Consider the following 15,188-nt stretch of genomic DNA (forward strand, 5'->3'; position numbering starts at 1 on the left):
GACCTTTATTTTTCATTTTTTTATTCAGATGTGTCTTTTCTTTATTGCTTAAATAGGGAAAAGACAACGATGAATATTTTCTTTTTTTCTCGAATTCCTTGAGGATTGTATGGTGACAGATAATCCAAGAGCAGTTGATGATTCATCTATTCAAACAAAAGACCATCTTAATCGTGTGGTCTTTTATGTTTCAGCGCTCATAATTTTAATATTTTCATTAACCACGATTTTGTTTAATGATTTCGCCAATCACGTATTGAATACGGTTTTGGGTTGGGTCAGTTCCACATTTACTTGGTACTACTTACTTGCAGCAACGCTTTATTTAGTCTTTGTGGTCTTTATTGCCTGTTCTCGCTATGGTGATATCAAGCTTGGGCCAAAGCACTCAAAACCTGAATTTAGTTTATTGAGTTGGTCTGCGATGCTATTTGCCGCAGGGATCGGGACGGACTTAATGTTCTTCTCGGTGGCAGAACCTTTGTCTCATTATATGAATCCACCTGTGGGTGAGGGACAAACCTATGAAGCTGCGCGTCAGGGCATGGTGTGGACATTATTTCACTACGGCTTGACGGGCTGGGGGATGTATGCCTTGATGGGCATGGCTTTGGGCTACTTTAGCTATCGTTATAACTTACCACTGACCATTCGTTCTGCTTTATATCCTATTTTTGGTAACAAAATTGATGGTCCGATCGGGCATTCTGTCGATACGGCAGCCGTAATCGGAACGATTTTTGGTATTGCGACGACCTGTGGTATCGCTGTTGTTCAGATCAATTATGGTCTGCATGTTTTATTTGATTGGCCAGAAGGTTTATGGGTTCAGTCAGGTTTAATTTTATTCGCGGTCATTGTCACGATTATTTCGGTAACGGCGGGGGTCAATAAAGGGATTAAAGTTTTATCTGAAATTAATATTTATGTCGCCATTGGCTTAATGTTATTTGTTTTATTTTTGGGTAATACCGAATTCTTACTCAATGCTTTGGTACAAAACTTTGGTGATTATATTAGTCGCTTCCCAAGCTTGGCTTTAGATAGTTTTGCGTTTGAACAACCGACTGAATGGATGAATAGCTGGACCATTTTCTTCTGGGCATGGTGGGTGGCTTGGTCACCATTTGTTGGGCTGTTTTTAGCACGTATTTCTCGTGGGCGAACCATTCGTGAGTTTGTTTGCGGCACTTTAATTATTCCCTTATTGTTCACCATTACATGGTTATCTATCTTTGGAAATAGTGCCTTATACAATGTTATTTTTGATGGCAATACGGCATTGGCACAAACGGTTCTCACTGATCCTGCACATGGTTTCTATGACCTATTGGCGCAATACCCATGGTTTGCATTTGTCGCTGGGATTGCCACGATTACAGGCTTGCTGTTTTATGTGACCTCTGCCGATTCTGGCGCATTGGTGCTAGGTAACTTCACCACCAAATTTTCCAATATTGACAATGATGCACCACGTTGGCTGCGTGTCTTTTGGGCGGTTGCTATTGGTTTACTGACCCTTGCGATGTTGATGGCAAACGGCATTACTGCTTTACAAAGTGCCACAGTAATCATGGGGCTACCTTTTAGTTTTGTGATGCTGTTGGTGATGGCGGGATTATATAAATCTTTACGCTTAGAAGACTATCGCAACGCCAGTCGTAGTCTCAATGCTGCGCCTGTGGTGGGTAATGTTGATATTCTGAACTGGAAGCAGCGTTTACGGCGTGTGATGAAGCATCCGGGGACAACCGAAACGCAGCATATGTTAGATACGGTGTGTCATCCTGCGGTGAAAACAGTTGCAGATGAGCTGATTAAGCAGGGTATGCAGGTTGATGTGACCAGTACACCGCTAGAAGAAAACGATGCGCTGTATCATCTTGACCTCACGATTTATTTGGAAGAGGAACATAATTTCATCTACCAAATCTGGCCTGTGCGTTATACAGCACCAAACTTTAGTGAGCGCGGTAAACGTGGTAAACAATTCTACTATCGTTTAGAGACCTTCTTATACGAGGGCTCTCAGGATAATGATTTGGCTGGCTATACCAAAGAACAGGTGATTAATGATATTTTGGATAAATATGAGCGGCATATGTCTTTCTTGCATATGAATCGTATTGGTCCGGGGAATCGTCTTTTGTATCCTGATTCACAAGATTAGTCATTGTAATAAAGAAAACCTCACAAATCTTGTGGGGTTTTTTATTGGGGTATTATAAAGCGCCGTACTGTTGCCATGTTTCACCCGTTTCATGAGGTGCGTATTTTTCTTTTAATTCATGTAAGGACTGAGCCTGATATAGCGCAAATACGATTAAAATTAAAAACAATCCAGCGAGTTTGATTAGCTTTTTATATCGATAATTACCTGAATATAAATAGAAAATACAATAGAATGCTAAAATCAAATAAGTACAAAAAAGCGAGTTTAGTGCTAAATAAATCAGCAGCAAAGTCGTGAACAGTAACGCGGTTCGATTTTTAAAAGTGCTTGGTCGGAAACTCAATAAATTAAGTAGCAACAGACCCAACGAAGTCCAAAACAGATAAGCACTGCCACCAATAATCACGATATAACTGGACTGTAGGTACAAAAGAACCAACCATACAAAGACGGAAAAAATAATAAATTTGGAGAGGCCAGAAGTTGTGGGCAAAGCGTCTTTCATATGGATTAGATTTTAAAATCACGGTTTAGTGTGGGTGAGATGCGAAAATAAGCCAAATCTTTCATCTTGGTTGATACAACGTAGACTAAAGCACTGATCAATATTGCTGGTACGGTGCGAAAAAAGCGCGTTCCAATAACCGCCTGAACGCGCCCAATTTATTGCTAGAGGTCATAACGATGCCATTTGGTAGGCAGTCACATGTCCAAGCAGGGCTTTGGGAGGACAGATTGCAGTTGGGTTAGTTCGATGGCAATGTTGATAGCATCACATGTTCTCATAATAATGAGTGATATGACGGAAAAATACAGTTGTCTCGTAACAATGCTTAGTCGTAAAGAGAGGGCTGATTAGTACAAACAGTAGCTCTTAAATGAGTAGCCTAGACAAGTTGTTGATGGTGAATGATTTAAACATTTGGATGTAGATAGGCCACAAAACTGATGATGTAACAGAAGAGATAGAATGTAGATGCACAGTAAAAAAGGGATGAGTCGTAACTCATCCCTTTTGATTTATGTAGCGATTTATTTATTGAGCCACAGCTTCCGCTTGAGCTACTTTTTTAGCAGGAACTAAGTTCGCAGGCGTTGAGTAGGTTAAGCCTAAAGTTGAGCTGGTGTAATGACGGATTTGATCTAGCAACGCTGGATCTGTTGCAAGATCTTGACCATAAGAACGAATGATCTCATGAAGTTTACCATTCCATTCCCCAGCCGTTTGCTCAGGGAATGCTTTTTCAAGCAAGTTCAACATGATGTACGGTGAGGTTGAAGCACCCGGAGAAGCGCCAAGAAGTGCCGTTACAGACTTATCTTCAGAGGCGAAGATTTCTGTACCAAACTGCAATTTAGCAGGTTTGCCCGGTTCTTTTTTGATGATCTGGACACGCTGACCGCCTTGGCGTAAGTGCCAGTCTTTCGGGTCAGCTTCAGGGTAGTATTTTTTCAACTCATTGAAGCGATCTTCATCCGACATCAATACTTGGCTAACCAAATACTGAACGAGGTCAGCATTTTGCATCCCAATCGCTGCCATTGGCAACACATTGTTTTTGTTGGTCGATGCAAGTAAGTCAAGTTGTGAACCATATTTTAGGAACTTATTTGAATAGGTTGCAAAAGGTCCAAACAAGACATATTTCTTACCGTCGATATAACGTGTATCAATATGCGGTACTGACATCGGAGGCGCACCTAGATCAGCACGACCATAGACTTTGGCAGTGTGTTTCTCGGTGATTGCAGGGTTATCAGTAACAAGGAATTCACCACCGACAGGGAAGCCTGCATATTGTTTTGCTTCTGGCAAGCCAGTCATTTGCAATAATTTAATGGCTGCACCACCCGCACCAATAAACACAAAACGTGTTTTGACATGGTTGACTTCACCAGATTTCAAATCTTTAAACGCAACAGACCAAGTATTGTCATCATTTTTGCTGATGCCAGTTACTTCAGTTGACGTTCTGAGTTTGAAGTTTGGATTTTTTCCAGATGATTGACCAGTTGAGTTGTGATCGCGCCGTAGTTCACGTCAGAGCCAACGTCCATACGTGTCGCTGCGAGTTTTTGTTGCGTATCACGACCTGCCATAACTAAAGGCGCCCATTGCTGAATTTCAGCTGGGTCTTCAGTGATTTTCATGCCTGCAAATAATGGTTCTTTGATCATGGCTGCATAACGCTTTTCCATGAATTCCACATTGTCACCCCATACAAAGGCAATATGTGGCACAGGGTTAATAAAGCTGTTTGGAGTACCCAATACACCTTGTTTCACTTGGTGCGCCCAAAACTGCTTTGCAATTTCAAACTGACTCGCCACATTGACTGCTTTAGAAACGTCCATCTTACCGTCTTTTTCTTCGGTATAGTTCATTTCCATAAAGCCAGAGTGACCTGTACCCGCATTGTTAAAGCCATTAGAACTTTCTTGAGCAACTGCATCAAGACGTTCATACATGCGAACGTTCCAATCGGGTTGTAATTCGTTGAGGTAAGCACCTAGAGTGGCACTCATGATACCGCCACCGATTAATACGACATCGACAGTCGGTTCGTCACTTTTAGTTTTGATTGCCTTAGACGTAACAGGTCTAAAAAGAAAGGCAATTGCGATAACGATTAGCACTAGAAGGAGTGCTAATAAGTATTTCCAAAATTTTTTCATTCAATTTACCTTAAAAATTAAATGACTCCCGATATGTTTGATATAGGGAGAAAAGATTTAAATGAGGATTGGCGCATTAAAGACACATCTGGATAGGTGAGTGCTTTAATTGATGTTGGAGACAATTTTGTGAATTTTACTTTAATTTGGATAGTATTTTTGTGTATTTAATGTTTCAAAATACGTGACTCATATCACTTTTTTAATTCTTGGTCAGGGTAACTTATCAGAATACTTGAGCTTTAGGGTTAAAGCACTTGGGAGAAAGTGAGTGGAGAGTACGAAGCATTCGCTTACATATCCTAGACAATGGTGGAAATTACATCCATGAAATTCGTGCATGTGTGTCTGTATTCAAAATTACTGAATTAGGCGGATCTTAAACCTAAGTTTTGACTTAAATTTCTTTAAGTGCAGTAAATGTTATGTTATAAATACACTTTATACTGAGATGTTATAACATAACATTGTGTTTTGGTGGGGTTTCCCATGGTTAACGTTCTATAGCCATCAGAGTGAATGCAATTACAAGACGAATTGGTTCGGATTTTGATGGTGAAAAAAGAGAATTAGATGCTTTAAGTGCTTCACTTCTTTATAAAATCAATGATGAATTATTGACTTCCCTCTCGATTGAACATTCAAAAGATGATGGTAAGCATGACGATCAAGGCATGCCATATTTTCATTTTTGCTGAAAAACTTAACAGATGAAATCTATGCCACAACAGCAACAAGAGATGCGCACGTCTTTCTTGGGGAGGCTAGGGGTTTTGAATTGGGTCTGAAATATAAGTTTGAAAAACTAAGTATTGATTACAAAGATATTTATCAATACTTGTCGCGAACTATATCGGTATTACAAGCATCTAGTGATTGGTTATGATCGCTAAAGTACAAACAGTATGCCATTTGTTCGTTAGTAGCCATCCAGTGTGAGCTTCACACTTTTGATTGAATAAAAGGGTTTCGAGTGAGTATAAACAAACTAAAGCTACCTTCTACTGTCATTGATTCCAGTGATTATGTGTTAGAGGCCAGTACAGTCGTTGCTGGTTATGGCAACAAAACGATTCTGCAACAACTAGATTTACATATCCGTTGTGGTGAGATTTATGCTCTGCTTGGTGCCAATGGTGCAGGTAAGACCACGACGCTGAGCTTATTTCTTGGTTTTCTTGCACCTCAAGCGGGGCGAGTACGTGTACAGGGTGTTGATCCGGTTACACAAGCTGCTGAAGCTCGACGTAATATTGCCTATATTCCAGAAAATGTTGCACTGTATGAGCATTTGAGTGCACGGGAAAATGTTGCTTATTTACTTGATTTAGCGGATCAAAATGTAAGTCAGGACAGTATTGACCAAGCATTGGCGGCGGCAGGGTTGGCTCAGGATGCTTTTGATCGCCGTGTCGGTGGATTTTCTAAAGGCATGCGTCAAAAAGTTGCGATTGCTTTGGCTTTAGCGCGTAAGGTACCAGCATTACTGTTAGATGAGCCGACTTCTGGACTTGATCCACAGGCAACGACTGAATTTAACCGATTATTAGGTGTGTTACGTGAACAAGGCGTTGCTATTTTAATGGTAACACACGACCTACTGAGTGCGGCTGATGTTGCAGATCGTATTGGCTTCTTGGATGCTGGACGTTTGGTTGAAGAGGTTGCTGCAACGGGTGTTGATCGCTTTGACGTTCGTGCATTGCATCGACGTTATGCAGGATATGAACTATGAGTGTTGTGAAGCGAATCGCCCGCGAAGAATGGCGCTATTTGTTTCGAAACCGAGTTGCTGTTTTTGGTTTGTTATTACTCTTGGTCTTAATGTTAGTCGCAACATTTAATGCTTGGGAACATCAAAATCAAACCAATGCTGAGCGAGCGCATTATCAGGCGCAGGTTAATCATGAATTTGAAGCCCAACCCGATCGCCATCCACACCGAATGGTTCACTATGGACATTTCGTATTTCGACCACTCAATCCATTGGCTGCATTTGATACAGGTATTGATGCTTATACGGGTAATACGCTGTTTTTAGAAGGGCATCGGCAAAATAGTGCAAACTTTGGTGACGTACGTCAATCCTCTTTGTTATTACGTTTTGGTCAGTTGACTCCCGCTTTTGTTCTACAAGTGTTGGCACCACTGCTATTAATTTTTGTTGGTCATTCAGGGGTGGTACGTGAACGTGAATCGGGCACCTTGCGGGTTTTATTGGCACAAGGGGTGAGCGGTCGGCAACTGGTTATGGGCAAGTTGCTTGCACTTACTGGTTTTGCTGGATTGATCATTTTACCTGCACTTTTAGCGTTAGGCTGGATGGCGATGAGTGGGCAGACATTATGGTCATTCGTTTTGTGGCTTTCGGCAGGTTATATCCTCTGGTTACTCATATGGACTTTTGCTGTTGTATTGATGTCTAGCTTATTTGCACGTACCCGTGATGTGCTTTTAGCGATGTTAGCGGTTTGGGCTGTAATGGTCATTTTATTACCACGCTGGATACCAGATGTTGTCAATACAACGATTGAGCTTCCAACGCGTATGGAAAATGAAATTAATGCGCAACGTGAGTATCGAGCGTTAGGCGATGCGCATAATCCAGATGATCCGAAGTTTACTGAGTTCCGAGATAAAGTGTTAAAAGAATATGGTGTTACACGTATTGAGGATTTGCCAGTCAACTTTAAAGGCTTAGTCGGTATGGAGGGTGAACGTCAATCTACAGAATTGTTTAACCGCTATGCAACAGCAACGCTCGACTTACAATCACAACAAAATCAAATCGTTGATCGGTTTGGATGGCTCAGCCCAACATTGGCATTACGTCGTCTTTCGATGACAGCCTCAGGTACAGATTTAGATAATTTCCGTCGTTTCTTAGAGCAAGGAGAGCATTACCGTTACGACTTGATTCAAGGATTGAATCGGCTTCAAGCAGAAGCGTTAAGTTATGCGGATGATACGGATAAAAATAAGGAAAATCGTATTGACCACAAGCATTGGCAGTCTTTCCCAACATTTGAGTTTAAACCTAGAACAGTCTCTGAAACTAGGCAACAAATTGTACCTGCTGGCAGTATTTTATTGTTGTGGTTAGTCGCTCTTGCTATTGCCACATGGTTCCAAGCTAGCCGACTCGGGAGAATTGTACGATGAAATGGTTAATACATGAATGGCGTTTGTTTCAACGATCAACTCTCTCTATCGTGGCCATTCTCTTACTATTGGCTCTGACAACCATGTCGGTATGGTCTGGTTTAAAAGAAGTTGAACGGCAACGCCAGACAATTGAACATTTAGCTTCTATTCATGAACAAGATGTAGCGGCCATAGCAGATCAATATGCCGATGCAGGCGATGTTGGTTATCCTGCGTATTATACTTTTCATAACACTTGGGATACACCGTCTGATGCTGCTTTTTTAGCGTTGGGATTACGCGATGCAGCGCCTTATGTGTTGCGAGTACGGGCTTTGGGTTTACAGGCACAATTATATGAAGGAGAAGTATTCAATCCTGAATTGGCATTATCGGGTCGATTTGATTTTGCATTTGTACTGATTTATCTGGTTCCTTTATTTGTGATCGCACTGTTACATGATTTGATCTCTGTAGAGCGTCAGTCTGGTCGCTTAGGTTTATTGCTCTCACTACCTGATGGAACACGTATTTGGCGACGCCGTGTTGCATTGCGTTATGGTCTGCTTTTAAGTTGCTTGGTTGTACCTGTGTTAATTGGTGCAGTTGTTGCGGGCACTGCATGGACGGCGGTGAGTATGGTTGTATTCATCGTGGCAAGTTATTTGGCTTTTTGGGTTGGACTTGCGTTACTTGTTGCTACACGGGGGTGGCGCTCAGTAACCAATGCTACTGCATTGATGGGAGCTTGGGTGATGTTGACGTTAGTGCTCCCAACATTAGCGAATGTTGCTTTGGTTCGTACTATTCCTGTCCATCAAGGGGTAGATTTAATGCTAGCACAACGTCAGATCGTGCATGGTGCTTGGGAAGTTCCACGAGAACAAACCATGCAACGTTTTTTCGCGAGTCATCCTGAGTGGAAAGATACTGCACCTTTGACAAAAGGCTTTCAATGGAAATGGTATTTTGCCTTTCATCAAGTAGGGGATGAGAGCGTGGCTGGGCAAGCACAGCAATATCGTGAAGGTTTGCTGAAACGTCAGGCATGGACTGATCGTATCGGATGGTTCTTGCCGGGTGTTGGTGCGCAAGTTGCCTTACATCAATTTGCAAATACCGATCTACCTGCGCAATTGCATTATCAGGATCAGATTACGAATTACCATAAACAGATTCGAACGTATTACTACCCCTATTTGTTCCATGATTTGGAATTTAATTCTGCTGAGTTTGATGCACGACCTGTGTTTAAACCAGAGTCGCATGATGCTGGACCAATCCATATGCATACTTGGATTATGTTAATCCTTTGTTGGTTGATCGCAGGGTTGGGGATAAGACGTATCTACAATTGATGATTTTTAGGATAGATGGCGTAGTACGCCACGTCGTGATCTTGCAAACTTCGACTCCGATTGTTGAAGTAAAAAAATAGAGCCTGATGGCTCTATTTTTTATAATGAAGAATAGCTTACCAGCTCAAAGCACCGCCTGTCTGATAGTCAGTTACGCGCGTCTCGAAGAAATTCTTCTCTTTACGCAAGTCCATCATTTCTGACATCCACTGGAATGGATTGGTCACACCAGCAAACTGCTCTGGTAAACCAAGCTGAGATAGGCGACGGTTACAGATGAATTTTAAGTATTCTTCCATCATTGCTGCGTTCATACCCAATACACCGCGTGGCATCGTGTCACGTGCATATTCGATCTCAAGCATCGTGCCTTCAAGAATCATTTGAATGACTTCTTGTTGGAATTCAGCCGTCCACAACTGTGGGTTTTCGATCTTGATTTGGTTAATCATATCGATACCAAAGTTCAAGTGCATCGACTCATCACGCAAGATGTATTGGAATTGCTCAGCAACACCATTCATCTTATTACGGCGACCCATAGATAAGATTTGGCTGAAACCACAGTAGAAGAAGATACCTTCAAGTACACAATAGAATGCGATCAAGTTACGCAATAAGATTTGATCGTTTTCAGGTGTACCAGTTTGGAAGGTTGGATCGCTCAATGACTGTGTATATTTCAAACCCCATGCTGCTTTACGCGCAACACTTGGGACTTCACGGTACATATTGAAGACTTCGCCTTCATCCATGCCCAAAGACTCAATACAGTATTGATACGCATGGGTGTGAATCGCTTCTTCAAATGCTTGACGCAAGATGTATTGGCGGCATTCAGGGTTGGTAATATGACGGTAAATCGCCAAAACCAAGTTGTTTGCAACCAATGAGTCCGCAGTCGAGAAGAAACCTAAAGAACGCATGATGATGGTACGCTCATCTTCAGTTAAGCCATTTTCAGACTTCCAAAGCGCGATATCATGGTTCATGTTGACTTCTTGTGGCATCCAGTGGTTGGCACATCCGTCTAAATACTTCTGCCAAGCCCATTCATATTTAAATGGAACAAGCTGGTTCAAGTCCGCACGGCAGTTGATCATCGCTTTGTCATCAACTTGCACACGTTGTGCACCCATCTCAAGCTCTTCTAAACCCGGTGCAACATCGAGGTGTTCTAAGGCTTTAGATGCTCGAGCCAACGAATCGGTGGGATTTGTTGATCGGATGGCACTGGCTCCAGTGGATTGTGAAGCTGCCACGCTCGGCGATGCAGGCTCTGCATCAGATACCATCTGCGTATCAACCGTTTTTTTCGGTTCGACGGGCGCAGACTTGTGTTCATGTGTAGTCGGTTTTTGCGAATCATCTTCAAAATCGTCCCAACTTAGGATAGACATTTGCGTTCTCTCTTCGTTGTGTATAGCTGTTATCGACATCTCAACAAAGACATCTTAAATATACGCTTATATTGTGTAAGCAAAATTAAGTTTTATCGATTGATATTCAAAATTTTGATGAATTCAGACCTACAATCCCTAAGACTTATTTTGCTTACGCTGTTGTTTGCGAATGGCTAAAAATGCATAAACCATGGGCACATAAAAGAAAATAAAAGCAAAGATTAGAACAGCAAGTCCTAACATATAGTTATGGCTAAAATTGAACATAATCTCTGCCTTTTAATTAAGCCCCCCTTTTGAAAAGGGGGATTTAGGAGAATTTTACTGACAAGCTTCACAGTCTGGGTTGTCGATTGAACACGCCATTGGCACTGGAGCCGCAGTGGTGAAACCATCTTCTTCAACTTTAGCTTCTGGCTTCTTCTCTTCTACAACTTGTGCTGCAATAACAGGAGCTTCAGCCGATGCTGGTTTCACTGCATTGAGTGCACCCGTATTAATCGTTGATTTCTCAGCAGAGGTTGCGCCCAAAGCTCGGAGGTAATAAGTCGTTTTCAGACCACGTAACCATGCCATCTTATAGGTGATGTCAAGTTTCTTACCATTTGCACCAGCGATATAAAGGTTCAATGATTGTGCTTGATCGATCCATTTTTGACGACGAGACGCAGCATCAACGATCCAACGTGTATCCACTTCAAATGCAGTCGCAAAGATTGCTTTCAACTCTTCAGGAATACGCGCAATTTTTTGTACAGAACCTTCAAAGTGTTTCAGGTCATTGACCATCACGGTATCCCACAGACCACGTTCTTTTAATGAACGAACGAGGTATGGGTTGATCACAGTGAATTCACCAGAAAGATTTGATTTCACATATAAGTTTTGGAATGTTGGCTCAATGGATTGAGACACACCACAAATATTTGAAATGGTTGCCGTTGGTGCAATCGCCATCACATTCGAGTTACGCATACCATCTTTTTGAACTTTGGCACGTAATGTGTCCCAGTCCAAACGTTGAGTACGGTCAACTTCAAACATACGCTCTGGACGAGTTTTTGCAACAAGGTCTAAAGAGTCGATTGGAAGGATACCTTGATCCCACAATGAACCTTTAAATGTTGTATACACACCACGCTCAACAGCCAAATCACTCGAAGTTTGGATTGCATAGTAGCTAATCACTTCCATTGATTCATCAGCAAAATCAACGGCTGCATCAGAACCATAAGCGATGCCCATTTCATATAGTGCATCTTGGAAGCCCATGATACCCATACCGACAGGGCGGTGCTTCAAGTTTGAGTTCTTCGCTTGTGGAACTGCATAGTAGTTAATGTCGATCACGTTATCGAGCATACGAACTGCTGTTTTAATGGTACGAGCAAGTTTCTCGCGATCGAGCACACCACCTTTAACGTGTTCTACAAGGTTAATCGAACCTAAGTTACATACCGCGATTTCATCTTGGCTTGTATTTAAGGTGATTTCTGTACACAAGTTTGATGAGTGCACTACACCAACGTGTTGCTGTGGTGAGCGTAAGTTACATACGTCTTTGAATGTGATCCAAGGATGACCAGTTTCAAATAACATAGACAACATTTTGCGCCATAAGTCTTTCGCACGGATTTTCTTATGAAGCATATTGCTTTCTTTCGCAATGCCTTCGTAGTAAGCATAACGCTCAGCAAAGGCAGCGCCCGTCAAGTCATGCAAATCTGGTGTTTCAGAAGGGGTGAATAATGTCCAATCACCATCTTCAAATACACGCTGCATAAATAGGTCTGGCACCCAGTTTGCAGTGTTCATGTCGTGAGTACGACGACGATCATCACCGGTGTTCTTACGTAGCTCTAGGAATTCTTCGATATCCAAGTGCCAAGTTTCTAGGTACGCACATACTGCACCTTTACGTTTACCACCTTGGTTGACAGCGACTGCGGTATCGTTGGCCACTTTCAGGAATGGAACAACACCCTGAGATTTACCATTCGTACCTTTGATATATGAGTTCAACGCACGAACAGGTGTCCAGTCATTACCTAAACCGCCAGCCCATTTTGATAGCATTGCGTTGTCACGCATTGCACCATAAATGTCATACAAGTCATCACCAATAGTGGTCAAGTAACAGCTTGAAAGTTGTGGGCGTAATGTACCTGAGTTAAATAGGGTAGGCGTAGATGCCATGTAGTCGAAACTAGACAGTAAGTTATAGAACTCGATTGCACGGTCTTCTTTATTTTCTTCACTGACCGCCAGACCCATCGACACACGCATAAAGAATAATTGTGGTAATTCAAAACGCACGCCATTTGAATGGATAAAGTAACGGTCAAATAAAGTTTGTAGACCTAAATAAGTAAATTGGTTTGAGCGTTCAGGTTGAATCGCAGCTGCCAATTTTGCAAGGTCAAAATTAAGAAGATCAGGTGAGAGTAGATCGAGCTCAATCCCTTTCTTTAAGAAGGTTTCTAAAGCATCACCTTCCGAAGTATCGGTTGGTAAACCTAAGAAGATTAAGCCTGTGCTGACCAACTCATTACATAACAAACGTGCCGTCACATAGGTGTAGTTTGGTTCATGTTCGATGCGGGTACGTGTTGCCATCATCATGGTGGTGGCAATATCACTCTCTTTGACGCCGTTATATAAGTTCTTAACCGTTTCATCGACAATGGCTTGTACATCAATGCCTTCCAAATCTGCACTTGCAGTTTCGATCGTGGTGGTCAGTGCATCTAAGTCTAACGGTTGCAGTTGACCTTTAGCATCAATGATTTGAAGTGTCGGGTGGTGGTTTGCCCCAGTTTGCTGGCGCGCAGTTGCACGCTGATCACGATAGATCACATAAGCGCGTGCAACTTTTTGCTCGCCTGTGCGCATCAATGCCAATTCAACTTGATCTTGAATTTCTTCGATATGAATCGTACCACCTGATGGTAAACGGCGATTAAATGTATTCAGAACCATCTCAGTCAGTTGCGTGATACGGTCATGGATGCGACTAGAGTCAGCACCTTGTTGACCTTCAACAGCTAAAAAAGCTTTCCCAATCGCAACAGAGATTTTTTCAGCGTTAAAAGTCGCAATTTCACCAGTGCGCTTAATTACCTGAAGTTGGCCGGGTGTAGAAGTGATGATGCTCATGTCAGCATAGCTCCATTATCATCTATATTTTTATGTTCATAGACCGTTTGAATCGAGCAAAAAATATGCCACGATGTTTGAGGGATAAACACAAGACTTAGTGGTTAAAGTTTATTTTAAACACAAGATACGGTATTTTTAGCAGTAGATCAATATTGACATTTTACTAAAGTTTTTTTCATGTTTTAACTGCTGATTTCACAGACACATAGCATAGCAAAGCCCTTCAAAAAGCCGTATAGATAACTCTGTGGATAACTCAAAAAACAAACACTTAAATTCTTTTTGACCAACTAAGAAACAAATTGTTTAACATTGGAACAAATTTTATACTTATTTTTCATTTTGTTGGAGAGAAGCATAAAAAACTGAAAAAGCCATTAAAATTCATAATTTTAATAAAATTATAACAAAATGAGGTAGGCGTGTATCAGTTTGGTGAACGGCTACTTGTTTACAATGTAAACGTGTGTATATTGCAAAACATGAACCAATGTATATGCCAAATTTTAGGGGCAAACAAATGAGCCAAGAAGAAAAGTTACCGAAAATTTTAATCGTAGAAGATGATGAGCGTTTAGCACGCTTAACACAAGAGTATTTGATCCGTAACGGTTTAGAAGTTGGGGTCGAAACTGACGGTAACCGTGCGATTCGTCGAATTATCAGCGAGCAACCAGATTTAGTTGTACTTGATGTGATGTTGCCTGGTGCAGATGGTTTAACCGTTTGTCGCGAAGTGCGTCCGCATTATCATCAACCGATTTTGATGTTGACAGCGCGTACTGAAGATATGGACCAAGTACTTGGTTTGGAAATGGGTGCAGACGATTACGTTGCGAAGCCTGTTCAACCGCGTGTGTTGTTGGCTCGTATCCGTGCTTTGCTACGTCGTACCGACAAAACAGTTGAAGATGAAGTTGCGCAACGTATCGAGTTTGACGATCTTGTGATTGATAACGGTGGTCGTTCAGTGACCTTAAATGGTGAACTGGTTGATTTCACCAGTGCTGAATATGACCTATTGTGGTTATTGGCATCAAACGCAGGTCGTATCTTGTCTCGTGAAGATATCTTTGAGCGTCTACGTGGTATTGAGTACGATGGTCAAGACCGTTCAATCGATGTGCGTATTTCTCGTATTCGTCCAAAAATCGGCGATGATCCAGAAAATCCGAAACGTATTAAGACCGTACGTAGTAAAGGTTATTTATTCGTTAAAGAAACCAATGGGATGTAAAATTCAGCCCCTCCTTTTCTCATAAGGGAGGGTTTCTC

Annotated in this window: 10 protein-coding genes and 1 pseudogene; 6 read left to right on the plus strand and 5 right to left on the minus strand. The window is 41.8% G+C overall.

Translation table 11 applies throughout. The features are described 5' to 3' along the window. Positions 1 to 109 precede the first annotated feature (109 nt). Positions 110 to 2,170 (plus strand): choline transporter, encoded by a 2,061-nt coding sequence (locus F991_RS05910; protein ID WP_004669842.1) that lies wholly within the window; start codon positions 110 to 112, stop codon positions 2,168 to 2,170. Between the two features lie 52 nt (positions 2,171 to 2,222). On the opposite strand, the gene F991_RS05915 is transcribed toward F991_RS05910, so the two are convergent. Together F991_RS05915 and mqo are read right to left on the minus strand one after the other, a co-directional pair. Next, positions 2,223 to 2,678: a hypothetical protein gene (locus tag F991_RS05915; RefSeq protein ID WP_004669843.1), complete on the minus strand. Its 456-nt coding sequence runs from the start codon at positions 2,676 to 2,678 to the stop codon at positions 2,223 to 2,225. Positions 2,679 to 3,209: 531 nt separating this feature from the next. Further along, positions 3,210 to 4,849, minus strand: a pseudogene (gene mqo / locus F991_RS05920) (malate dehydrogenase (quinone)). Positions 4,850 to 5,364: 515 nt separating this feature from the next. Here mqo and F991_RS05925 point away from each other — a divergent pair. From F991_RS05925 to F991_RS05940, 4 genes are all read left to right on the plus strand, one after another. Then, positions 5,365 to 5,547, plus strand: coding sequence for a hypothetical protein (locus F991_RS05925; protein ID WP_034595476.1), 183 nt, complete (start codon positions 5,365 to 5,367; stop codon positions 5,545 to 5,547). Between the two features lie 275 nt (positions 5,548 to 5,822). Beyond that, a complete protein-coding gene (locus tag F991_RS05930; RefSeq protein ID WP_004669846.1) occupies positions 5,823 to 6,584 on the plus strand; it encodes an ABC transporter ATP-binding protein in 762 nt (253 codons plus the stop codon). Beyond that, a complete protein-coding gene (locus F991_RS05935) occupies positions 6,581 to 8,011 on the plus strand; it encodes an ABC transporter permease (RefSeq protein WP_004669847.1) in 1,431 nt (476 codons plus the stop codon). Before F991_RS05930 ends, F991_RS05935 begins: the two co-directional genes overlap by 4 nt. Continuing rightward, positions 8,008 to 9,351, plus strand: a complete 1,344-nt coding sequence (locus tag F991_RS05940; RefSeq protein WP_004669848.1) for a DUF3526 domain-containing protein — start codon at positions 8,008 to 8,010, stop codon at positions 9,349 to 9,351. The genes F991_RS05935 and F991_RS05940 overlap by 4 nt, the downstream gene beginning before the upstream one ends. Positions 9,352 to 9,467: 116 nt before the next feature. On the opposite strand, the gene F991_RS05945 is transcribed toward F991_RS05940, so the two are convergent. The 3 genes from F991_RS05945 to F991_RS05950 all read right to left on the minus strand — a co-directional run bounded on the left by F991_RS05945 (position 9,468) and on the right by F991_RS05950 (position 13,910). Beyond that, positions 9,468 to 10,751 carry a ribonucleotide-diphosphate reductase subunit beta gene (locus F991_RS05945; protein WP_004669849.1) on the minus strand — a complete coding sequence of 428 codons (1,284 nt, stop codon included), beginning with the start codon at positions 10,749 to 10,751 and terminating at the stop codon, positions 9,468 to 9,470. Between the two features lie 138 nt (positions 10,752 to 10,889). Then, positions 10,890 to 11,021 carry a hypothetical protein gene (locus tag F991_RS17095; protein WP_004669850.1) on the minus strand — a complete coding sequence of 44 codons (132 nt, stop codon included), beginning with the start codon at positions 11,019 to 11,021 and terminating at the stop codon, positions 10,890 to 10,892. 54 nt (positions 11,022 to 11,075) lie between these two features. Continuing rightward, complete coding sequence (locus F991_RS05950) at positions 11,076 to 13,910, minus strand: ribonucleoside-diphosphate reductase subunit alpha (protein WP_004669851.1); 2,835 nt, start codon at positions 13,908 to 13,910, stop codon at positions 11,076 to 11,078. Between the two features lie 523 nt (positions 13,911 to 14,433). Here F991_RS05950 and bfmR point away from each other — a divergent pair. After that, positions 14,434 to 15,150: a response regulator transcription factor BfmR gene (bfmR, locus tag F991_RS05955; RefSeq protein ID WP_004669852.1), complete on the plus strand. Its 717-nt coding sequence runs from the start codon at positions 14,434 to 14,436 to the stop codon at positions 15,148 to 15,150. Positions 15,151 to 15,188: the final 38 nt, after the last annotated feature.

The sequence above is a fragment of the Acinetobacter sp. CIP-A165 genome (assembly GCF_000367985.1).
Taxonomy (GTDB): domain Bacteria; phylum Pseudomonadota; class Gammaproteobacteria; order Pseudomonadales; family Moraxellaceae; genus Acinetobacter.

Coding starts and splice junctions, on each gene's coding strand:
- F991_RS05910 (WP_004669842.1), top strand. CDS start 110: ATGGTGACAGATAATCCAAGAGCAGTTGATGATTCATCTATTCAAACA.
- F991_RS05915 (WP_004669843.1), bottom strand. CDS start 2,678: ATGAAAGACGCTTTGCCCACAACTTCTGGCCTCTCCAAATTTATTATT.
- F991_RS05935 (WP_004669847.1), top strand. CDS start 6,581: ATGAGTGTTGTGAAGCGAATCGCCCGCGAAGAATGGCGCTATTTGTTT.
- F991_RS05940 (WP_004669848.1), top strand. CDS start 8,008: ATGAAATGGTTAATACATGAATGGCGTTTGTTTCAACGATCAACTCTC.
- F991_RS05945 (WP_004669849.1), bottom strand. CDS start 10,751: ATGTCTATCCTAAGTTGGGACGATTTTGAAGATGATTCGCAAAAACCG.
- F991_RS17095 (WP_004669850.1), bottom strand. CDS start 11,021: ATGTTCAATTTTAGCCATAACTATATGTTAGGACTTGCTGTTCTAATC.
- F991_RS05950 (WP_004669851.1), bottom strand. CDS start 13,910: ATGAGCATCATCACTTCTACACCCGGCCAACTTCAGGTAATTAAGCGC.
- bfmR (WP_004669852.1), top strand. CDS start 14,434: ATGAGCCAAGAAGAAAAGTTACCGAAAATTTTAATCGTAGAAGATGAT.